23 protein-coding genes and 1 pseudogene are annotated in these 21,140 nt (G+C 63.7%); 6 read left to right on the top strand and 18 right to left on the bottom strand.

What is annotated here, in order from left to right; genetic code table 11:
- Positions 1–84: 84 nt before the first annotated feature.
- The 5 genes from ACPPVP_RS16130 to ACPPVP_RS16110 are packed head-to-tail and all read left to right on the top strand — an operon-like array spanning position 85 to position 3,738.
- Entirely contained in the window at positions 85–1,059 is a 975-nt protein-coding gene (locus ACPPVP_RS16130; RefSeq protein WP_426535920.1) for an ABC transporter substrate-binding protein, read from the top strand.
- A gap of 1 nt (position 1,060) precedes the next feature.
- Positions 1,061–1,798, top strand: coding sequence for an ABC transporter permease (locus ACPPVP_RS16125; protein ID WP_426535918.1), 738 nt, complete (start codon positions 1,061–1,063; stop codon positions 1,796–1,798).
- The gene (locus tag ACPPVP_RS16120) at positions 1,788–2,516 is read left to right on the top strand and encodes an ABC transporter ATP-binding protein (RefSeq protein WP_426535916.1); all 729 of its coding nucleotides are present in this window, start codon (positions 1,788–1,790) and stop codon (positions 2,514–2,516) included. The genes ACPPVP_RS16125 and ACPPVP_RS16120 overlap by 11 nt, the downstream gene beginning before the upstream one ends.
- Before the next feature lie 47 nt (positions 2,517–2,563).
- Positions 2,564–3,358, top strand: a complete 795-nt coding sequence (locus ACPPVP_RS16115; protein ID WP_426535914.1) for a pentapeptide repeat-containing protein — start codon at positions 2,564–2,566, stop codon at positions 3,356–3,358.
- Between the two features lie 35 nt (positions 3,359–3,393).
- A complete protein-coding gene (locus tag ACPPVP_RS16110; RefSeq protein ID WP_426535912.1) occupies positions 3,394–3,738 on the top strand; it encodes a hypothetical protein in 345 nt (114 codons plus the stop codon).
- Between the two features lie 21 nt (positions 3,739–3,759).
- On the opposite strand, the gene ACPPVP_RS16105 is transcribed toward ACPPVP_RS16110, so the two are convergent.
- The 9 genes and pseudogenes from ACPPVP_RS16105 to ACPPVP_RS16065 form a co-directional block, all read right to left on the bottom strand.
- Positions 3,760–3,996, bottom strand: coding sequence for a hypothetical protein (locus ACPPVP_RS16105; protein WP_426535910.1), 237 nt, complete (start codon positions 3,994–3,996; stop codon positions 3,760–3,762).
- 134 nt (positions 3,997–4,130) lie between these two features.
- Entirely contained in the window at positions 4,131–5,003 is an 873-nt protein-coding gene (locus ACPPVP_RS16100) for a hypothetical protein (RefSeq protein ID WP_426535908.1), read from the bottom strand.
- Positions 5,004–5,292: 289 nt separating this feature from the next.
- On the bottom strand, positions 5,293–5,373 hold the full coding sequence (gene pqqA, locus ACPPVP_RS16095) for a pyrroloquinoline quinone precursor peptide PqqA (RefSeq protein WP_108512900.1): 81 nt from the start codon (positions 5,371–5,373) through the stop codon (positions 5,293–5,295).
- An 807-nt stretch (positions 5,374–6,180) separates the two neighbouring features.
- Positions 6,181–7,676, bottom strand: a pseudogene (locus tag ACPPVP_RS16090) (ABC transporter substrate-binding protein).
- Positions 7,677–7,727: 51 nt separating this feature from the next.
- Complete coding sequence (locus tag ACPPVP_RS16085; protein ID WP_426537878.1) at positions 7,728–8,753, bottom strand: ABC transporter ATP-binding protein; 1,026 nt, start codon at positions 8,751–8,753, stop codon at positions 7,728–7,730.
- Positions 8,754–8,755: 2 nt separating this feature from the next.
- Positions 8,756–9,769 (bottom strand): ABC transporter ATP-binding protein, encoded by a 1,014-nt coding sequence (locus ACPPVP_RS16080; protein WP_426535906.1) that lies wholly within the window; start codon positions 9,767–9,769, stop codon positions 8,756–8,758.
- A gap of 2 nt (positions 9,770–9,771) precedes the next feature.
- A complete protein-coding gene (locus ACPPVP_RS16075; protein WP_426535904.1) occupies positions 9,772–10,668 on the bottom strand; it encodes an ABC transporter permease in 897 nt (298 codons plus the stop codon).
- Positions 10,665–11,615 carry an ABC transporter permease gene (locus ACPPVP_RS16070; protein ID WP_426535902.1) on the bottom strand — a complete coding sequence of 317 codons (951 nt, stop codon included), beginning with the start codon at positions 11,613–11,615 and terminating at the stop codon, positions 10,665–10,667. The genes ACPPVP_RS16075 and ACPPVP_RS16070 overlap by 4 nt, the downstream gene beginning before the upstream one ends.
- A gap of 50 nt (positions 11,616–11,665) precedes the next feature.
- Positions 11,666–13,096 (bottom strand): amidase, encoded by a 1,431-nt coding sequence (locus tag ACPPVP_RS16065; protein ID WP_426535900.1) that lies wholly within the window; start codon positions 13,094–13,096, stop codon positions 11,666–11,668.
- A 104-nt stretch (positions 13,097–13,200) separates the two neighbouring features.
- Between ACPPVP_RS16065 and ACPPVP_RS16060 the strand changes: the two genes are divergently transcribed.
- Positions 13,201–14,088, top strand: a complete 888-nt coding sequence (locus tag ACPPVP_RS16060; protein WP_426535898.1) for a LysR family transcriptional regulator — start codon at positions 13,201–13,203, stop codon at positions 14,086–14,088.
- 38 nt (positions 14,089–14,126) lie between these two features.
- On the opposite strand, the gene ACPPVP_RS16055 is transcribed toward ACPPVP_RS16060, so the two are convergent.
- From ACPPVP_RS16055 to phnG, 9 genes are read right to left on the bottom strand one after another with little or no spacing between them, the layout of a single operon-like run.
- Positions 14,127–14,738 carry a pyridoxamine 5'-phosphate oxidase family protein gene (locus ACPPVP_RS16055; RefSeq protein ID WP_426535896.1) on the bottom strand — a complete coding sequence of 204 codons (612 nt, stop codon included), beginning with the start codon at positions 14,736–14,738 and terminating at the stop codon, positions 14,127–14,129.
- Between the two features lie 13 nt (positions 14,739–14,751).
- On the bottom strand, positions 14,752–15,351 hold the full coding sequence (gene phnN, locus ACPPVP_RS16050; RefSeq protein ID WP_426535894.1) for a phosphonate metabolism protein/1,5-bisphosphokinase (PRPP-forming) PhnN: 600 nt from the start codon (positions 15,349–15,351) through the stop codon (positions 14,752–14,754).
- Positions 15,348–16,499, bottom strand: coding sequence for an alpha-D-ribose 1-methylphosphonate 5-triphosphate diphosphatase (locus tag ACPPVP_RS16045; protein WP_426535892.1), 1,152 nt, complete (start codon positions 16,497–16,499; stop codon positions 15,348–15,350). The genes phnN and ACPPVP_RS16045 overlap by 4 nt, the downstream gene beginning before the upstream one ends.
- Before the next feature lie 14 nt (positions 16,500–16,513).
- Entirely contained in the window at positions 16,514–17,212 is a 699-nt protein-coding gene (phnL, locus tag ACPPVP_RS16040) for a phosphonate C-P lyase system protein PhnL (RefSeq protein ID WP_426535891.1), read from the bottom strand.
- Positions 17,213–17,220: 8 nt separating this feature from the next.
- Positions 17,221–18,021, bottom strand: coding sequence for a phosphonate C-P lyase system protein PhnK (phnK, locus tag ACPPVP_RS16035; RefSeq protein ID WP_426535889.1), 801 nt, complete (start codon positions 18,019–18,021; stop codon positions 17,221–17,223).
- A complete protein-coding gene (locus tag ACPPVP_RS16030) occupies positions 18,014–18,898 on the bottom strand; it encodes an alpha-D-ribose 1-methylphosphonate 5-phosphate C-P-lyase PhnJ (protein ID WP_426535887.1) in 885 nt (294 codons plus the stop codon). The genes phnK and ACPPVP_RS16030 overlap by 8 nt, the downstream gene beginning before the upstream one ends.
- Positions 18,895–19,998, bottom strand: coding sequence for a carbon-phosphorus lyase complex subunit PhnI (locus ACPPVP_RS16025; protein WP_426535885.1), 1,104 nt, complete (start codon positions 19,996–19,998; stop codon positions 18,895–18,897). Before ACPPVP_RS16025 ends, ACPPVP_RS16030 begins: the two co-directional genes overlap by 4 nt.
- A gap of 2 nt (positions 19,999–20,000) precedes the next feature.
- A complete protein-coding gene (gene phnH, locus ACPPVP_RS16020; protein ID WP_426535883.1) occupies positions 20,001–20,606 on the bottom strand; it encodes a phosphonate C-P lyase system protein PhnH in 606 nt (201 codons plus the stop codon).
- 1 nt (position 20,607) lies between these two features.
- Positions 20,608–21,021, bottom strand: coding sequence for a phosphonate C-P lyase system protein PhnG (gene phnG, locus ACPPVP_RS16015; RefSeq protein WP_426535882.1), 414 nt, complete (start codon positions 21,019–21,021; stop codon positions 20,608–20,610).
- Between the last annotated feature and the right edge of the window lie 119 nt (positions 21,022–21,140).

Raw genomic sequence — 21,140 nt, 5'->3', positions numbered from 1 at the left:
GTCTTCCTCCCGCTGTTAATCGTGGAAGCTATGCTATGACTGGCGCGCTGAAAAGCACACGTTCGAGGAAACGGCTCAAGGGAAATGAAACTTTTTATTCGCATGCTGCTAGCTACGGCTGTTTCAGTCGCGCTCGGCACGTGCTGCAACGCCGAGGTTCTGCGCGTTGCGGTGCAAAAGACCGGGACATTCGCCTGGGAACTTGCGGTGATCCGTGCGCACGACCTCGACAAGAAGGCCAACCTTTCGGTTGAGGTTCTCGAACTGGCGAGCCCCGAGGCGGGCAAGATCGCGCTTCGCGCCGGCAACGCCGACGTTGTGGTCACCGACTGGCTTTGGGTATCCCGCGAACGCGGGCTCGGCGCCAAGTTGACATTCTACCCGTACTCGAGCGCGCTCGGTGCCGTGATGGTGCCTGCCACATCATCGATAAAGACCCTGGCCGATCTCAAGGGCCGCAAGCTCGCCGTTGCGGGTGGCCCGATCGACAAGAGCTGGCTGTTGCTGCTGGCGTGGTTGAAGCAGGGCGGCATCGACCTGAAGTCGGAGGCGACAATCGCTTACGGCGCGCCGCCGCTGCTGGCGGCGAAAACGCTCAGCGGGGAGATGGATGCGACCTTGAACTACTGGAATTTTTGCGCCGGACTGGAAGCGAAGGGTTTTCGCCGCGTCGCCGGCATCGAGGACCTGCTGCCGAAACTCGGCGCCAAAGGCCCTACCGCGATGATCGGCTACGTCTTCGACGAAAAATGGGCGAGCGCAAACCAGGACAAAATTGCCCGCTTCATCGCCATGACCCGCGCCGCGAAAGAGATCTTGTCGACCTCGGATGCGGAGTGGGAGAAAATTGCGCCGCTCACCGGCACTCCCGACGCCGCAACGTTGCGTGCCTATCGTGATCGCTATCGGGAGGGAATTCCGCGTCGCCCGGTCGCGGACGAAGAAGCCGACGCGCGTATTCTCTACCGCGTGCTGGCCGAAATCGGCGGCCGCGAACTTGTCGGACCGGCGCCTGAACTTGATCCCGGGACATTCTATCGCGCGATCCCGGGAGGCTGAGGTGCCGCGCCTGCTGTCATTCGCCGTGCTGCTCGCCACCTGGTGGATCGGCTCGCTGCTTGCCGGTGACGCGAAGCTGCCACCTCCTCCCACCGTGCTCACGGCCATGATCGCGGAAGCCAGGTCAGGTGACTTGTTTTTTCATCTCGGCGTGACATTGGCGCGCGTTGCGCTCGCCTTCACACTGGCGATGTCGCTGGGCGCCGCGATTGGATACCTGATGGGCCGGGTACGGCTTGCCGACCGGCTTGGCGACCCCTGGCTGATCCTGCTGCTCAATCTGCCGGCGCTCGTGGTCATCGTGCTCGCCTACATCTGGGCTGGTTTGACTGAAGTCGCCGCCATTGCGGCAATCGCCATCAACAAGCTCCCGACTGCTGTCGTTACACTGCGCGAAGGCGCGCGTGCCCTCGACGCGGCGCTCGACGAAATGGCGACCGTATTTGCGCTGCCGCGCTGGAAGAAATTCCGGCACGTCATTTTGCCGCAACTATCGCCCTATATCGCAGCCGCCGCGCGATCAGGCCTTTCCCTGGTCTGGAAGATCGTCCTGGTTGCGGAATTACTCGGACGTCCGAACGGGGTTGGTTTCGAGATCGGCGTGGCGTTCCAGCTGTTCGACATTCCGCGATTGCTTGCTTATTCGCTGAGTTTCGCGGCGGTCGTGCTCCTCATTGAAACCTTGCTGGTGCAGCCATTTGAGGCCCGGTTATCCCGGTGGCGTCCCCGTGCGGCTTGAGGTCGATATCACCAGCAAGACGTTCAGGAACGCTGCGGGCGAACAGCACGACGTGATCGCCGGCGTCGCCTTTGCCCTTGATGCCGGAGAAGTAGGCGTCCTGGTTGGTCCGTCCGGCTGCGGCAAGAGCACGATACTCAGGATTCTCTCCGGTCTCGAGCCGGACTTTCAAGGACGCATCGCGCGTCCCGCCGACGCGCCGATCGGCTTCGTGTTTCAGGAACCGCGGCTGCTGCCCTGGCGGTCGGTCGAAGAAAATGTGCGACTTGTGGCGCCCCTGGCCGATGAAGCGAAGCTTTCCGCGCTATTCGAGATTCTGGAATTGAACGCGCATCGCAATCATTTTCCCGGCGAACTATCGCTTGGTCTGGCCCGGCGCGTCGCGCTTGCGCGAGCGTTCGCCGTCGAGCCGGCGTTCCTCATTCTCGACGAACCGCTGGCCTCGCTCGATGCCGCCCTCGCCGCCCGTATGCGCGATCAGATTGCCATGTTGATGGACAACCGCTCCATGATAACGCTGCTGGTTACCCATGACGTGGACGATGCGGTTCGTCTCGGCGACCGCCTGTTCCTGCTGTCGCCCCGCCCGGCCCGCCTTCTCGCCGAGCTGCCGATCCGAACACCGCGCGGCGCGCGCGGAGACGCCGAGATCGCCGCAATCAAGCTGGACGTCATGCGTCGGATCAACGGCGATCCCCCCGCGCGGGAAAGCGCATAGGCAGTGCTTGGGGCCGGTGCTAGGATGCGTCAGCGGCGAGGTTGACGATGAAACGCTCGATCGGAACAGCAGCGCTCGGTCTTGTTCTTGCGACCATGACGGCGACGGCGCAGGACATGATGCGTCACATCGACCTGTCGTCACCCGACATGGTCTCGGCCGAAATGACCCGCGCAGACGTCGAGGCCGCGCTCGCTGCGGCGACCACCGCCGCACCAGCCGATTTTACCGGAAAGAGATTGTCCGGCCTGGACCTCTCCGGGCTCAATTTGTCCGGCGCGATTTTCCGCGCGGCACGGCTCAACAAGACAAAGCTCGCCGGCGCCAGACTGGACCGTGCCATTCTCGACCAGGCATGGCTGCTCGAGGCGGACCTGACCGGCGCAAGCCTTAGGGGTGCAAAGCTGTTCGCCGCGCAAATGGTTCGCGCCCGCCTCGACGGCGCAGATCTCTCAGGCGCACGCATCGCCGCCGATCTCACCGGCGCGAGCCTCGTCGGCGCTTCGATCGCGGAAGCGAATTTGGGCGCCGACATGCGTAACCAGTCGATGGGCCTGATGCGCACAGTCCTGAAATCCGCCAATCTGGAAGGGGTGAACGCACGCGGCGCCGACCTGTCGCGTGTCGATCTCGAATTTGCCGTACTGAAGGGCGGTGACCTCACGGACGCTTCTCTCAAGGGAGCCCAACTCGGAGGAGCCGACTTGACCGGTATCACCGTCATCGATACCGATTTCGATGGTGCCGATCTTGATTCAGCCCGGTTGATCGCCCCAGTCGGCCTCGACCGGGCAAGAAATTTTGACAAAGCCAAAAATCGAGACCGTCTGATCAAGCAATGACGGCTCTGAACACTCCGCGATGAAAGGATGACCCGATGCGATGGACCCTGGCTTTGGTGGCCCTCTTGTCAGCGAGCGCCAATGAAGTGGCCGCGCAGGGAAAAGGCATCCGATTGTGGAATCTGACCACCGCGACCATTTCGGAGTTTCAGCTCTCCCCGACTGGAAAGACCGACTGGGGGCCCAACCAGACCCTGAACGACAAGGACAAGGAAGTCGACCACGACGAACGCCTGCGCATCACGGGCGTGGAGCCGGGACGCTATGACGCCAAGGTCGGCTACCGCGGCGCAAAACATTGCTTTGTGCGCGGCATCGAAATCAAGCCCGACGCCGTGTTTTCGATCGCGGACAAGGATTTGAAAGACTGCAACAAGTAGCCGGCACCGGCAGACGATTGGTCAGCCCGCCGACGACACTTCCTCACCCGAGGCCTTTTGGTTGTTCCGCGGATATTCGCAACGCCATTTGACCGCGGTCCATTTCGGATGTTCGCCAACCCACTGCGCGATGTAGGGCTGCGCAGCCATGACGCACTGCCGTAACGAAACGTCCGAGGAAAACACCAGATGGGTTTCCTCACAGGTGGTCGGTGATAGCACCGCACAGACGGTCACGATCAAATCTATCGCAGTCATGCCTGATATCCTTCGAATTACTCCCGAATAGTAACGCAAAAAGCTACGGGAACGGATGGCCTGAAGTTTCACTACCCCGTGAAAAGCCGGAACCGGCTCGCGCGCCCCGCCGGCTCCAGGCGTCGCCGCCAGCCCTAAAAATTAACGCCAAATACCAGCCGGGCCTGATGGCGTTCGAAATTGACGAGGTCAAGGCTGGCAGTTGACCCCGCCGGTCGCCCCCACGCCTGAACGCTCCAGCTTGCGGTCAGCCGCGAGCGTTTAGATAATTGGAAATACGCGGTCGGACCGACAAACAGCGCCTGTCCTGCCAATTCCTCCAGGCCGGTCCCCTCATATTTCCGCAAGTAACGCGCCTCACCGCCGAACAGGAAATCGGGGCGCAGCTGCGCCATCAACCCAAGCGCCGCCCCTGCAGTGGATTCCCGCTCCATTACGCCGCTGCCGACAACGCGCGTCCACTCCGGCTCGTAGATCAGGTTGAACGCCGCGATGACGCGGTTCGGCACGATCTCACGGTCGAACGCCAGCCTGAACTCCGTCCCGAAACTCCTGACCGCTTCAGCCGTCGTCTCATCGACCCGATGCGCGTGCACTTCTGTCGCGAAAGTGAGCCCGAATGGGGCCGTTTCCCGATCCAGAAAGCGGTAGCGCAGATCGACTGACCCGCCCTGCCACGATAGCCGGCGCTGGTCGTCAAGACCCGGCACGCCACTGATCAGGTGTGACGCAAACGTGCTTCCGATTTCGATACGAAAATTCTGGACAGGGACGAACTCCAGTTCGAACTCCTGGCCGAAGGCGCGGTAACGGCCGCCGTTCTTGCCAAAGCGTCCGGTCGTCTCGCTTTGAAACTCCCGTTCGCCGACATTGCCGACATCGGCGCCGATCATGAAGCCGAACAGATGCTCGGTATCGATGCCCTCGGCATGGACGCAGGCCGGCAGCAGTGCTGCAAGAGACACCACCGCCGCCTGAAACGTCTTTGCATGCGGCGGTATTCGCATTCAGCAGGTCACGGGGGTTGAACGGGTAAGTCCATAGGAGTCGGCCGGAGTTATACCCTAGCATGATGCGGGGACCGGCGGCGAGCCATGGGAACGTGTGGATAGGTGGGAGAGAGAAGAATCGGGACTGGATCGCCTTCCGACGACCATCTACGGGGCTCTGTCCGCTTTGGCAGGATCTGCGCCCTGCTCTCGCTTGGCGCTGGAGAACTTTCCTGGGGAATCGTACAGCTTGCCCGGCCCGCAGCAACAAGGTGTTGCCGGAGCCGGGCAGACCGTTTCGACGCGTCTATTGACGCGCCGCGCAGGCGTACATGTTGATTTCCATGCCCACCGGCACTTCCACAATCTTCGGAGTTTTCCAACTCATCAGGGTTTCTCCCAAGCAGTGTTGGCACGACTTTCGTACCGGCATCGAAACTAGGTTGACCTCGAACGTAGCGCAAGCACGGAACATCCAATGTTGACGGCATACCGACACATCTAACGCCGGTAACTTCCCTCTTGGTCAAAGCCACTTCGCTCTTGGACAAGGCGAGCGAACGAAAGCGACCGATCGACGCATGAGTCGCTTCGGTTACGGTTCGTGAATGCCGGTGTGCCTTCCGCAACCGTCCGTCGCAGACGGAGACCTCCGGCGGTCGCAGCCGCGCTCGCCGAAGCGCCGACCAATCCGACACTGCCTCAGCTTCACGTCTCAGCAATCCTTCTCATCCGCCTCTCCTACTCTCGTGAAGCGCCCACGACGTGCTGAGCGCCTTTCCCGAGCCATTGTCCGCAGGTTTCGGGTGGCGACGTGAATCTCGCCATGTTTAATCTGACGTCCGAGTTTTTTGAGGACAGCCTATGGAACCAATTCACCGAAGGTTGATCAGTTTTGTTTTTGCGGTGGGCTTGGCATCGACGGCATTCGCGCAGGACAGGCAGCCTGACCAAACCGCGCCAAACGCCGCGACCGCCATGCCCACTAACGGCCCATCACTAACCGGAAAAGAACGCATGGGCAGGAAGTGGATGGACGAACAGCGGATCGACAATTGCAATGTGCCGATCGACAAGCGCGGGAACAGGCCGCGATCCAGCGCCTGCTCTCACATTCCGTCGGGATGACCGATCAGCGATGACGGTGCAACGGCACGGTCGCACAAGGCGGATCGTCGCAGCTAATCCCAGGCGCTTAATCCCAAGCCCAGGCGGAGAAGTCGTTCTCGAATTGCGGGACTTCCTTCCACACGCCCTTCAGCTTCTTGCTCGCAATGGTGATCCATTGCGGCTGAAACAGGAAACCGGCGACCGCGTCGGTCGCCAGCATGCGCTGTGCGTCGCCGAGCAGCTTGGCGCGCTCGGCCTCGCCCGGCGTTGCCCTGATCTGCTGGTAGAGCGCGTTGAAGGCCTCGTTGTTATAGCCGAGGTAATAGTCGGACTCGGTTATCTTCACGAGATCGAACGGCTCGACATGCGAGACGATGGTGAGATCGAAATTGTGCGGTCCGTTGCCGGCAAACACCTGCGACAGCCACTGCGCCCATTCCACGTTTTCGATCTTGGCGATGATGCCGACCTTGGCGAGCTGGGCTGCGAGGATTTCACCGCCCTGCCGCGCGTAAGGCGGCGGCGGCAGCTTGAGGCTGAGCTCAAGCGGCGTCTTCACGCCGGCTTCCGCGAGCAGTTTCTTGGCCTTTTCGGGGTCGTAGGGATTGATGCCTGTGGTGTCGACATAGCCCAGCGATCCCGGCGTATAGAAGCTGCCGATCGGCGCACCAAAGCCATCGACGGCGCCGTCGATCATCGCCTGCGATCGATGGCAGCGAGAATGGCGCGGCGAACCCGCACATCGTCGAGCGGCTTCTTCCGTTCGTTGATGCCAACGATGGTCTTGGCCCTGGAGCCGCCGATCAGCACATTGAAGCGCGGATCGGCCTTGAACTGCGCCAGGCTGCGCGCCGCGGCAACGCGCGGGTACGCATCGACGTCGCCCGACAGCAGCGCCGCGACCTGTGCGGCCGGATCGCCGATGAAGCGGATCGTCACCTTGGCAAGCTTGATCGCGGCGGCGTTGCGATACTCCGGCCATTTGTTCAGGGTGATCGACGATCCCTTGGCCCAGGCGCCGAGCGTATAGGGTCCGGTACCGACCGGCTGCGTCGCATTGGTCGGCGCGCTCTTCGGCTCGACGATCGAGCCGCTTGCCTGACCGAGCAGGAACGGCAGGTTCGGTTCGGAATATTTCACCGCGACGACGACCGTCTCCGCATCGGGGGCGGTGACTGATTCAAAGGCCTGGTACAGGCTCTTGTCCTTGTTGGTGCTGGTCGGCGCCGCGTTGCGCTCAAAGGAGAACTTCACCGCCGCGGAATCGAACGGCTCGCCGTTGTGGAATTTAACGCCCTTGCGGAGCTTGAACGTGTAGGTCTTGAGGTCGGCCGACGCCTGCCAACTCTCGGCGAGCAAGGGCGATACCGAACCGTCCTCGTTGATCTTGGTCAACGTCTCATAGAGGTTATAGAGCGTGACCTCGGCGATTGCCGCAGCCGCTGCATTGGTGGGATCGAGTCCCGGCGGCTCCAGCGTCATGCCCATCACGACGCTGTCCTTCTTGCCCTGCGCCAGGCTCGGCAGCGGCATTGCGGCGAACGCGGCGGCCACCGCGACAACGGTCAGTTTCTTCAGCATATTTCCTCCCCGACATATCCCGGACAATCTAGTGCAGTACCCCGTAAAACGCTAACCCTCCGCCGCGACCGGCGGCAACGCCATCACAGCCTCGGCGTGGTGGCATGCGGCAAGGTGCGCTGGGCCAACGTTACGCAGCGCCGGCGCGGTGTCGCGGCAATGCTGGTCGGCCAGTGGACAGCGCGATGCGTAGGCGCATCCTGTCGCGCCGGTCGATTGGGACGCGATCGACTGGGCGCCGCGGCGGCGGCGTACCCCGCCGGCGCGGACGCGCGGCACGGCCTCGAGCAACGCCCGCATATAGGGATGGGCGCAACGGGCGAACAGATCTTCAGGGCTCCCCTGCTCGACGATCCGGCCGAGATACATCACCGCGATCTCGTCGCAGAGATAGTCCACGACAGCGAGATCGTGGCTGATCAGGATGTAGCTCAGCCCGAACTGATCCTGCAGGTCCTGCAGGAGATTGAGCACCTGCGCCTGCACGGAGACGTCGAGTGCGCTGACCGGTTCGTCGGCGACAATCAGTTTTGGCTGGGTGATCAGCGCCCGCGCAATCGCGATGCGCTGGCGCTGGCCGCCGGAGAATTCATGCGGGAACTTGTCCATGTCGGCGTCGCGCAACCCGACCTGCCGCAGCACGCCGGCAACGCGCTGACGCAGCGTAGCGCGATCCATGCGGCCGAGCGCGGTCAAAGGCTCCGCGACGATCCGCGCAACGGTCTGTCGCGGGTCCAGCGAGCCATAAGGATCCTGAAACACCATCTGGAAATCGCGTCGGGCGCGGCGCAACTCGTCAGCCGGCATCCGATGCAGGTCGCGGCCCATCAGCGACACCGAGCCCGACGACGGCTGCTCCAGCGCCATCACCAGGCGCGCGAAGGTCGACTTGCCCGATCCGGACTCGCCGACCACGCCGAGACTTCGGCCGGCCATCACCTGCGCGGTGACGCCGTTGAGCGCATGCACCTGTCCCCCTGGCTTGAACATGCTTTCGCGCGGCAGTGTGTAGCGCTGCGCCAGATCCTTGACATCGAGCAGCGGCTGCTCGACGGGTGGCGGCGTTGGCTCAAGCATGGTCATGCGCCCAATGCTCCGACTGCCTCGGCCATTGAAACATCCGTCCTGACGCAGCGCACGCCATGGCCGGCGCCGACATCCACCGGGACCGGCAACGCCACACGACAACGATCTTCGACGATCGCGCAGCGGTCGGCAAAGGTGCACCCCGGGGGCAGATCGGCAAGCTCCGGCACGGTACCGGCAATGGTCTGCAGCCTTGTGCCCTTCCGCGCACCAAGGCGCGGGCGAGCCCGAAACAGGCCCTGGGTATAGGGATGTCCCATCCGCGTGAATACGGCATTCGTCGCGCCGCTCTCGACGACGGTGCCGCCATACATCACCATCATCCGCTGCACATTCTCGGCGATGACGCCGAGATCATGCGAGATCAGAATCATCGACATGCCACGCTCAGCGACGAGGTCCGCGATCAGATCGAGGATTTGTCCCTGGATGGTGACATCGAGCGCCGTGGTCGGCTCATCGGCAATCAGCACGTCAGGCTGGCAGGCCAGCGCCATGGCAATGGTGACGCGCTGGCGCTGGCCGCCGGAAAACTGGTGCGGATAGGCATCGACACGTTTCACCGCATCGGGAAGCCCGACACGGTCGAGCAAGGCGATGGCTTCCTGGCGCGCCTCTGCCGCCGAGCAGTTGGTGTGACGCCGCAACGGCTCGGCCACCTGATGGCCGATCGTATGCATCGGATTGAGCGCGGTCATCGGCTCCTGAAAAATCATGCTGATGCGATTGCCGCGCAGCTTGCAGTAATTCGTATCCGACAGACCCACCAGTTCGCTGCCGTCGAGGCGGATGCTGCCGCTGATGACGGCGCTGTCGGGCAGCAGGCCCATCAGCGCGAGCGCGGTGACGGATTTGCCGCAGCCGGATTCACCGACAAGACCGAGGGTCTCACCGCGCTTCAGCGAGAAACTGACGCCGCGAACGGCCTGGGCGGGGCCGCGGCTGGTGTTGAGCCGGACGCCGAGATCCCTGACTTCAATCAAAGGCACGTTAGAGGACCCGTTCATGTTCAACGCTCCCGCGCCAGCCGGGGATCGAGCAGATCGCGCAACCCGTCGCCGAGCAAATTGAGCCCAAGCACGGCGACGGCGATCGCAGCGCCCGGATAGACCGCGAGCATTGGCGACTGAAACAGCAGCGTCTGCGCGTCATTCAGCATGCGGCCCCAGGACGGCTGCGGCGGCTGCGTGCCGAGCCCGAGATAGGACAGCGCCGCTTCGGCCAGGATTGCCAGTGCGAACTGGATCGTCCCCTGCACGATCAGGATCGGCAGGACGTTCGGCAGCACGTGCTCGATGGTGATGCGGAAGCCGCCCTTGCCGGAGGCGCGCGCGGCCAGCACGAACTCCCGCGCCCAGATCGCATTGGCCGATCCGCGGGTGAGCCGGACGAGGGTTGGAATCTGGAAGATGCCGATGGCGATGATCGAGGTCACCATGCCAGGACCCGCGACGGCCGCCAGCATGATGGCCGAGAGCACCGCGGGAAATGCGAAGGTGAAGTCGCTCATCCGCATGATGAGCTCTTCGGTCCAGCCCTTGCGCGCGGAGGCGATCAGCCCGAGACACACCCCGAAAGTAAGGCCGATGCCGACGGCGATGACGCCGACCATGATCGTGGAGCGTGCGCCGACCAGCAGCAACGAGACGATATCGCGGCCGAGCACGTCGGTGCCAAGCCAGTGTGCCGCCGATGGTGGCCGCAGCTTGGCGGCCACGTCGATCTCATAGGCCGACCACGGCGTCCAGACCAGCGACAGCAAGGCGGCGCAGAGCACCATCAGGCTGAGCGTACCGCCCGCAACGAAGCTGCGATGGCGCAGCGCGCGGCGCCAGAACCCGTTCGCAGGCCGTGGACGCGCGGTGGCGGCCGCAACCTCGACCGAGGCGCTCAGCGGGGTGCTCATAGGTTGTGTACCTTGATGCGCGGGTCGATGAACGCATAGAGCACGTCGACCACGAAGTTGACGATGACCACCACGGCCGCCAGCAGCATCACGGAGTTGCGCACCACGATCAGGTCGCGATTGGCGATCGACTGGAAGATCAGCCGGCCGAGCCCCGGCAGATAGAACACGTTCTCGATCACGATCGTACCCGCCAGCAGATTGGCGAATTGCAGGCCCATCACGGTCATGACCGGGATCATCGCATTGCGCAGCACGTGCCGCCACAATACGTCGCGCTTGCTCAAGCCCTTGGCGCGCGCGGTGCGCACGAAATCCTCGCGCAGCACCTCAAGCACCGCCGAGCGCGTGACGCGTGCGAGGATCGCCGCCTGCACCACCGATAGCGAGATCGCGGGCAACAGCAGCGACTTGATCCCGGCGATGATGCTTTCGTCCCAGCCCACAAATCCACCGGCCGAAAGCCATTGCAGCTTCACCGAGAACAGCAGGATCAGCAGGATGGCGAACCAGAAGTTGGGAAGCGCTATGCCGAACTGCGTCAGCGACATCACGCCGACATCGCCGAGCTTGTTGTGGTTTGCCGCCGTATAGATGCCGGCCGACAGGGCCAGCACGACCGTCATGGACATCGACATGATCGCCAACGGAATTGTCAGCACCAGACGCTCCGCAATCAATCCGGCAACAGGCGTGCCGTAGGCATAACTGTTGCCGAGATCGCCCGTCAGCAGGCCCTTGATCCAATGCACGTAGCGATAGTGCAGCGGCTGATCCAGCCCAAGCTTGACCATCAGCGCCCGGACCGCATCAGGCGAGGCATCCGCGCCCATCAGCATCTGTGCGGCGTTGCCGGGCAAGGCATCCAGAACAAGGAAGATGATCAGCGACGCGCCGACCAGCGTCGCTATCAGCGTCAGAAAGCGGCGGAAAATGAAGACGCTCAAGTCCCGATTCCCTTGTTAGCAGCCAGATGTGGTGGCAGCCGCATTTTCGCTTAGCTGTTCAAACTCGGCCAGCGGCCGAGAAGATCTTGCGAGGCCTCAAACAGCGCGCTGACGCGCAGCAATTCGACGTCGCCACGGAATTGCCCAACCAGCTGGATGCCGATCGGAAGGCCCTCCGCATCGAAACCGCAGGGCAGACTGACGGCGGGATGACCGGTCATGTTGAACGGCATGGTCCAGGGAAACCAGCTCGGCCGCACGTCGCTGAATACCCGCCCGTCGATTTCTATCGTGCCGAACAGATCCTGGTCGATCGGAAGCGCTGACCGGGTGATGGTTGGCATCGCGAGAATATCGACCTTCTGCAGCAATGTCTGAACCCGCCGGAACAGCGCCGTACGGTCAAACATCGCCCGCTGATAGTCAACACCGCTGACCTTGGTGGCCAGCGCCAGTTGCTTCATGAAGGTTTCGCTCAGCACGTCGCCATGATCGGCCGCAAGCTTCTCGAACCGCGCGCGCCACGCGGTGTGATTGATGGCGCGCCAGATCGGCTCCACCTCAAATCCGTCGCCGGACATTTCCTCGACTTCGGCCCCGAGGGCCTCCAGCCTGGCAAGCGCGACCTTGAATGCCGCAACGACGCTGGCCGCAACCGGCCGGCCGAGCGGCGCGAGGCAGAATGCAATCCTGCGCCCGCGCAGATCGCCGTTTGGCGCCGATCCCTCGACAAACTTCCATTGCGGCAATCCGATCGACCACGGATCGGAAGCGTCTTCCCCCGACATCGCCTGCATCATCAAGGCGGTGTCCGCGACGGTGCGCGTCATCGGCGTCACATAGGTCTGGTTGCCGAACGCGTCCTGCACTTGACTGTGGGGAATAACGCCGTTGCTTTGCTTCAGCCCGACAACGCCGTTGCAGGCTGCCGGAATTCGCGTCGAGCCGCCGCCATCGGTCGCGATGGCGAGCGGCGCAATGCCGCTGGCTACCGCTACCGCCGCTCCCCCGCTCGAACCACCGCTCGAGCGCGCGCCACTCCAGGCATTGCGCGTGCGGCCGAACAACGGCGAATCCGTCAGGCACTTGGTGCCGAACTCGGGCGTCGTGGTCTTGCCTATGAGGATGGCACCCGCTGCCCGCATTCGCGCCACGGCGACCGCATCATGGTCAGGCACGTTGTCCTTGTAGGGGACCGCGCCGAAGGTGGTTCGCACCCCCTTGGTGTTGACGATATCTTTCACGGTGAACGGAATGCCGTGAAGCAGGCCGAGCGGCCCCCCGGCCACGACCTCATGCTCCGCCTTTTTCGCCTCGGCCATCGCCTCATCGCCGCACAGCGTGATGAAGCAGTTCAATTCGGGCTGCATTCGCTCGGCGCGCGCAAGAACGGCACGCGTAATTTCGACCGGTGAAACATCCTTGCGCACGATCCGCGCGCGGAGCTCGGTCGCAGGCAGCAAGCACAGTTCTTCGCTCATCGCGCTAAAGTCCCCTGGGTCGAATGACGCAAAGATGACATTCAGATTGACTTTCCGTCCAATACCATCGCACAACGCACCCATACGAGTTCGGTATAGCAAAAATGGACCTCAGGCGTCTCCGCTATTTCGTTGCCGTAGCAGAAGAACGTAGCGTTGGCCGGGCCGCCGTCCGCCTGCGCATGGCGCAGCCGCCATTGTCGGTCCAGATCCGCAAATTGGAATCGGAAGTTGGAACCCCGCTGTTTCGCCGCGGCACGCGGGGAATGGAGCCGACGGCGGCCGGCCGCGCCCTGCTGTCGCGCGCGCGTGAAGCGCTGGCCCTGACGGCTGAGGGTTTTGAGGCCGCCCGCGCGGTGGCTGCGGGGCGCCGGGGAAGATTGTCGGTCGGTTACATGTTCGTGCTGGCCCACGCCGTGTTGCCGAGGCTCGTTCCGGAACTTCGAAGGACCCTCCCCAAGGTCGATCTGGAGTTCATCGAACTGAGCGCATCGACGCGTGAGGCGCGGCTATTGGATCACAGCGTGACGGTCGCGCTGTGCATGCCCGCCATTCGGCACAGCGAGATCGAGGTCTCCACGATCGGAAAGCAGCGATTGATGCTGGCCATGCCGGCCGGTTCGCAACTGGCGCGCGCGGCGGCCGTGCCGGTGCGAAAGCTGCAGGGCCGCCCGCTGATAAGTTTGCCCGGGCCGGCCGAGGATCCAGCGAACTCCGTCGTGATGTCGCTGCTCCGGCGGCATCAGGTCAGCATGCCGGTCGCGAACCGGGTCGAGACGGCGCACTCGGCGCTCAGCCTCGTCCTTGCCGGCGAGGGCATGGCGGTCCTTCCCGCCTGCGCCCAGCTCGGATGCCCGACCGGCGTGGTGTTCAGGCCCTTCCTCGACGCCGACGACGCCATCGACGTGGCGGTCTGCTGGCGGAGAGATTCGCTCAATCCGCTGGTCCGGAATTTTCTCAAATGCGCGGAAAAAGTGATCCGCAACGCCTGACACCATCGGCCGCCGGATCGCGATGCGATATCAGCGCATCACCACATCGTCTGCCGCGCGCGCTCCGGCCATTCGCGATCGTATTTCTCGCCACCGACCGTGTTGTCGCTCATCTCCGCAAGGATCTGGCCGGGCGTCGGCAGGCTCCTGGGGTCAACGCGCTTGTCGGGATTCCAGAGATCGGAGCGCACGATGGCACGCGCGCACTGGAAGTAGACCTCCTCCACCGCCATGACGATGACGGTGCGCGGCGCCTTGCCCTCCATCTTGAACGATGCCAGCAGTTCCGGATCGGCCGAGACATGGGCGCGGCCGTTGATGCGCAGCGTGCTGCCGGAGCCCGGAATGAGAAACAACAGCGCCACCCGGGAATCGCGCACGATGTTGCGCAGCGAATCGCAGCGGTTGTTGCCGCGGCGGTCCGGCATCATCAGCGTCTTCTCGTCGTGGATGCGAACGAAGCCCGGCAGGTCGCCGCGCGGCGAGCAGTCCAGCCCCTCCGGTCCGCAGGTCGCCAGCGCCGCGAACGGCGACTTGTCCATCAGCGCCCGATAGGCCGGCGTGACCCTGTCCGCGACCTTGACCGTCGAGGCATCGTTGGGAAAGCCGTAGATGGCCTCGAGCTGCTCGATGGTCGCGACAACGGTCATTTCCGGTCTCCTTTCAATCGTCCCACTTCTCGCCTTTGATGATGCGGACGAGTTGGCGAGCGTGGTATTCGGCGCTACTGATGTTGACGATCGTCACGTCAGGCGTAGCCGCGGCGTCATCGACCGTGCGGCGCAGACGGTTTTCGACCATGCCGTCGCTGCTTCGTGCGCGCATCGCAATCCGTTCGGCCAGAACGTTTGGCGGTGCCGTGATCAACACCACCGCCACGTCGGCATAAGCGCGGCGCATGGCGCCAATCACGGTGCGCGATACGTTGGCGACGATGGTTCGCCCGGCGCGGATTTCATCGTCGATCGCGCGCGATAGCCCGTAGCAGTGGCCGTGCGCCCCCCAATGGATGGCATAGTCGCCACGCGTCAAAGCCGCCTGAAACGAGCTGATGCTGACCTCTTCGTTTTCTTCCGATGCCGACGCTTCACGCGTAATCACCCGGCGTGGAAATACGACGTTGCCGTCATCGGCACAGGCTGCCCTGGCAAGGTCGAGCAGCGTATCCTTGCCGGCGCCGCTTGGGCCGACCACGAGCACCAACCGGCCCGGACCGATTGCGGCGGCCTGATCTGCCGTTGTAGTCGTCAGCGTCTCCGTCATGCCACCCGCCGCCCTTCCCGCCAGACGCTGCGCACCACCGGAATGTTCCGGGCGACATGCACCCGGATCAGATCGGCGCGCTTGCCGGCTGCGATCTCGCCACGGTCCGCAAGGCCTACCGCTTCGGCCGGCGTCTTGGTGACGGTGCGGACAGCGGCGGCCAGGTCGATCGCCGGGACATGCTGCGGCAATTGCAGCGCGGCCATCAGCAGACTCGAGGGGATGTAGTCGGAAGACAGGATATCCAGCAGCCCCTCGCGGGCGAGATCGATAGCGGCGATGTTGCCGGAATGCGATCCGCCTCTGACCACGTTCGGCGCCCCCATCAGGATGCCGATGCCGGCCCGGTGCAGCCCGCGCGCGGCTTCCATCGTGGTCGGGAATTCCGCCACCGAAACGCGATCCTGGATCGCGTCAGCGACATTTTCCTCGGTGGTGTCGTCGTGGCTGGCGAGCGGGATTTCATATTGATGCGCAAGCGCCACGATTTCGCGCATGTTGGCCGCGGCATACGTCTTCTGATAGCGGAAGCGCTTCTCGAACAGCGCGTCGAGCTCGGCGTCGGTCTTGCCGCCGCCCTTGCCGCGATAATAGTCGCGCAGCTTGACCTCGTCGCGGAACTGACGCTGGCCTGGCGTGTGGTCCATCAGCGACATCAGCCGCACGTCCGGCCGGTCGACCAACTCCCTGGCTTCCTCGACCACGCTCGGCATCGGGATTTCGCAACGCAGGTGCAGGAAGTGATCGGCGCGAAGCAGGTTGGCGTCGCGCGCGGATGTGATCGCTTCCGCGAGCACGCCTGCTCTGCCGTCAACCTCCTCGGCGCCATCCTCGCGCCAGACCCGCAGCGAATCCAGCACGGTAGTGATGCCCGAGGTGGCCAACTGCCCGTCGTAGGAGACCACCGCCGCGATTGGATCCCAGAACACCTTTGGGCGCGGCACATAATGCATTTCGAGATGGTCGGTGTGCAGTTCGATCAGGCCCGGCATGATCAGATCGCCGCCGGCGTCTTCGCTGCCTGTGGGCGCATCGCCCTCGCCAAATTCGGCGATGCGGCCATCGGCGAAAGCGACCCAGCCGCGCTCGATCACGCGATCGGCCAGCACGATGCGAGCGTTGCCGAGGATGGTCTCTTGCCTTGTCATCTCACATTCTTCCTTCAAGCGGCGGCGGCAAACGACGTCACATCGACGATACGGTCGGCGATCAAATGGCGTATTTCATCGTCATGGACGATCGCTACCATCGCGACGCCCTGACGCTTCTTCTCTTCGATCAACTCAACGACAACCCCGCGATTGGCCGCGTCGAGCGAGGCGGTCGGTTCATCCAACAACAGGATCGGCAGGTCGGAGATGAAACCGTGCGCGATGTTGACCCGCTGCTGTTCGCCGCCGGAGAACGTCGACGGCGGCAGCGCCCACAACCGCTCGGGAATGTTGAGGCGGCGCAGCAGCGCGCCCGCCTGCTCGCGGGCTTCCACGCGCGCTGATCCGTTCGCAATCAAGGGCTCGGCGACGACATCGATCGTGGCGACCCGCGGCACCGCGCGCAGGAATTGACTGACATAGCCGATGGTGGAGCGGCGCACGCTGAGTACCTGCCGTGGCTCGGCGGTGGCAAGATCAATCAGCGCACCCTGATGCCTGATGCCGATTCGGCCGCCATCACATCGGTAATTGCCGAAGATCATTTTCAGGATCGAGGATTTGCCGGCGCCTGACGGGCCCGACAGCACCACGCATTCGCCCGGCTCGACCTGGAACGAAACGCCGCGCACCACGGGCAGCTCGATGCCGCCCTGCAGATGCATCGTAAAAGTCTTTTCGGCATTGGTGATGTCGATCATCGCAGTCATTGGTGCGCTCATACCGGCAAAATCGAGGAAACAAGCAGTTGGGTGTAGGGCTCGCGGGGGTCGTCGAGCACCTGGTCGGTCAGGCCGGTCTCGATAACCCGGCCGCCCTTCATCACCATCACGCGATGCGACAGCAGCCGCGCCACGGCGAGATCATGGGTGACGACGATGGCGGCAAGGCCGAGCTCGCTGACAAGATTGCGCATCAGATCAAGCAGCCGCGCCTGCACCGATACGTCGAGCCCGCCGGTCGGCTCGTCCATGAATACCAGCCGCGGTTCGGTGACCAGATTGCGCGCGATCTGCAGCCGCTGCCGCATGCCGCCGGAATAGGTCCGCGGCGCATCGTCGATGCGCGCGGTATCGATCTCGACGCGCTCCAGCCAGGACGAGGCGGTATCGCGGATGCGGCCGTAGTGATTCCAGCCCACCGCCATCAGCCGTTCGCCGACATTGGCGCCGGCCGAGACCGCCATCCGCAGGCCCAGCGCGGGGTCCTGATGCACAAAGCCCCAGTCGGTGCGGAACAGAAAACGCCGCTCGGCCTCGCCCAACGCGGCCAGATCGCGCAACACGCCGTCCCGCATCCGGTACGACACCCGCCCGGCGCTCGGCGCGAGCTGCGCGGACAACAATTGCAGCAGTGTGGACTTTCCCGACCCGGACTCGCCGACGACCGCCAGCACCTCGCCGGAATAGAGCGCAAAGGAGACGTCGCGGCAGGCGGTCAGCCGGCCGTAGTTCTTGCCGAGGTGATCTGCGACCAGCAGCGGCTCGTCGTCCTGCAGGGTGTCTCTCCGCTCAGCCATGCGCCCTCTCCTTGTGTGGTGCGGCGCTCTCGCTACCGCGATGCCCGGCCTGCTGGCGCGCCTCGCAATAATCGGTGTCGGAACAGACGAACATCCGTCCGCCCTTGTCGTCGGTGACGATTTCGTCGAGATAGGAATCGCCGGCGCCACACAGCGCGCAGGGTGCGTCGAAGCGGTAGCGCGTGAACGGGTGATCCTCGAAATCGAGCGATACCACGTCGGTGTGCGGCGGGATCGCGTAGATGCGCTTTTCGCGCCCAGCGCCGAACAGTTGCAGCGCCGGACAATTGTCCATCTTTGGATTGTCGAATTTCGGCGTCGGCGACGGGTCCATCACATAGCGCGCGTTCACCTTCACAGGATACGCATAGGAGGTCGCGATATGGCCGAAGCGCGCAATGTCTTCGTACAGCTTGACGTGCATCAGGCCATATTCGCCGAGCGCATGCATGCGCCGCGTCTCGGTCTCGCGGGGCTCCAGGAACCGCAGCGGCTCCGGAATCGGCACCTGATAGACCAGCACCTGCCCGGCATGCAGCGGTGCCTCGGGAATCCGGTGGCGGGTCTGGATCACGGTGGCATCCGCCGTAGCCGTCGTCGTTGCGACGCCGGCCGTCTTGCCGAAGAACTTTCGGATCGAGATCGCATTGGTGGTGTCGTCCGAACCCTGGTCGATCACCTTCAGCACGTCATCCGGCCCGAGGATCGCGGCCGTCACCTGGACGCCACCGGTGCCCCAGCCATAGGGCATCGGCATCTCGCGGCTGGCGAACGGCACCTGATAGCCGGGAATCGCGATCGCCTTCAGGATGGCGCGGCGGATCATCCGCTTTGTCTGCTCGTCGAGATAGGCGAAATTGTAAGTCGGCGCGTTCATTCGGCTGCCTCCCGCATCGGCGGTGTCTCGTTCGCCTCGGCGAACTCCTTGCGCAATTTGCGCAGCAGGCCGAGTTCGGACTGGAAGTCGACGTAATGCGGCAGCTTGAGATGTTCGACGAAGCCGGTCGCCTGCACATTGTCCGAATGAGACATCACGAACTCCTCGTCCTGGCCGGGCGCGATCACCTCCTCGCCAAGCTCACGGGCGCGCAGGCTGCGATCGACCAGCGCCATCGACATGGTCTTGCGCTCGCTCTGTCCGAACGCCAAGCCATAGCCGCGCGTAAAACACGGCGCTTCGGTCGCCGATCCCTTGAACTGGTTGACCATCTGGCATTCGGTCAGCGCGATCGCGCCGAGCGGAACGGCAAAGCCGGCATCCTCGGCCATGAACTCGACCTCCACCTCGCCGAACCGGATCTCGCCGGCGAAGGGGTGGTTGCGGCCATAGCCGCGTTGCGAGGAATAGCCGAGCGCCAGCAGGAAGCCTTCATCGGCGCGCGCCAGGTTTTGCAGGCGCAAATCGCGGTCCGCCGGGAAATTGAGCGGCTCGCGCGTCAGGTCACCGACGGGCGCGTCGGCATCCGCGATCGGCGACGGCTCGATCAGGCCGTCGCGGCCCAGAATGTCGGTCACGCGCGGGGTCGCCGCGGTAGACGCTTCACCGGCGGCAGGCGTATCGGGCTCGAAACCCTCGGCGAGTTGCGGATCGAGCAGACGATGGGTGTAGTCGAAGGTGGGCCCGAGAATTTGCCCGCCCGGAATATCCTTGAAGGTCGAGGAAACCCGGCGGCGCACCTGCATCGCGCCGGTGTCGACCGGCTCTGTCGCGCCAAAGCGCGGCAGCGTGGCGCGGAACGCGCGCACCAGGAAGATCGCCTCGATCAGGTCGCCACGCGCCTGCTTGATGGCGAGCGCCGCCAATTCGCGGTCGTACAGCGAACCCTCGGTCATGACCCGGTCGACGCCGAGCGTAAGCTGCTCGGAGATCTGGGCCAGTGACAGTTCGGGAACATCACGGTCGCCGCGCCGCTCATGCGCCAGCAGGCGGTGGGCGTTCTCGATGGCGCGTTCGCCTCCCTTGACGGAAACATACATGCTCAGCCTCCCCTCACGAGCCGCGTCGTGCGCGGTATGGCGACGATGGAATCGTCATGAACCAGCACGACGTCGATGCCGCGCGGAAACAGTGTGGCATTGATGGCCAGCCGCTCGAACAGATCTCGCGGCTGAATTGAAGCGCGGAACGCCGCCGAGCCGTCGATGCCAGGGCCCTGCAGCTCGACAACGGGGCCATCCGTCAAGCTTTCGACCTGCAGAACCAGCGTCGTCGAACGGTCCGGATATTCATTGCTGCCGAACGCGAAGCGATCGAGCGCCGGCAGGCTCTGCGGATCGCCTATCAGCGCAAAATTGGCAATCGACGAATCCGCAACGACTGGCGCGCTGGTATGGAACTTGAGCCATTTGGCGACATCCGCCGTCGCCGACATCTGGCCATCGAGCCAGACCGGCGTATCGTGGTCGAACAGGGTCAGCGCTATGGCGGCCGCGCCGCGCATCATCCCGACCGGTGTGCCAGCCGTGGACGCGATACATTGAATGCTACCCGGCCGCGCCATCGCATCCATGACGGAACGAAAGGTCGATTGCGCCGACAGCACCTTGTCGGCAAATCCCCCGGGTAATTCGGCAACGCTCGTCATCTCAGCCCTCACCCCGTACCAGTGTGTAGAAATCGACCCGTGTCGCCGCGGCCTCTGCCGACCTGCGGTTTCGCTTTTCGATCGTCGCCGCACGCAGCGGTGCGATCACCCCGGCTTCAACCGTGGCCGCGAATTCATCCGACTGCACCATGGCGTCGCACAGCGCGATCAGCTTCGCCTTGTGACGGTTGCGGCCGAGCGTGTAGCCGAAGCCGACTTCTCCGGTCGAAAGCCGCACCGCCGCGCGCGAAACCGTGGCTTCTCCGAGATTGAATGGCGCGCCGTCGCCGCCGACGCGACCGCGCACCATGACCAGGCCATTTTCGGGCTCGCGCAGGTCTTCGTGCGCCGGCAACGCAATCGCCTCGAGATAACAGGCAATGTCTGTGGCCTCGGCGTGGGCCAGCACCGCCATCGCAGCCTTGCGCCGGGCTTGCCCGTGACTTTCTTTGCCTGCCATCACATCGACCTTGCCTGAATCAAGTTGTCTATGATACTAGACAACTCGATACCGAAACGCCATGACGATTTCGT

Origin of the sequence: Bradyrhizobium sp. McL0615, assembly GCF_049993905.1 — a bacterium.
Taxonomy (GTDB): Bacteria; Pseudomonadota; Alphaproteobacteria; order Rhizobiales; family Xanthobacteraceae; genus Bradyrhizobium.
This window is presented reverse-complemented; position numbering and strand designations above follow the sequence as displayed.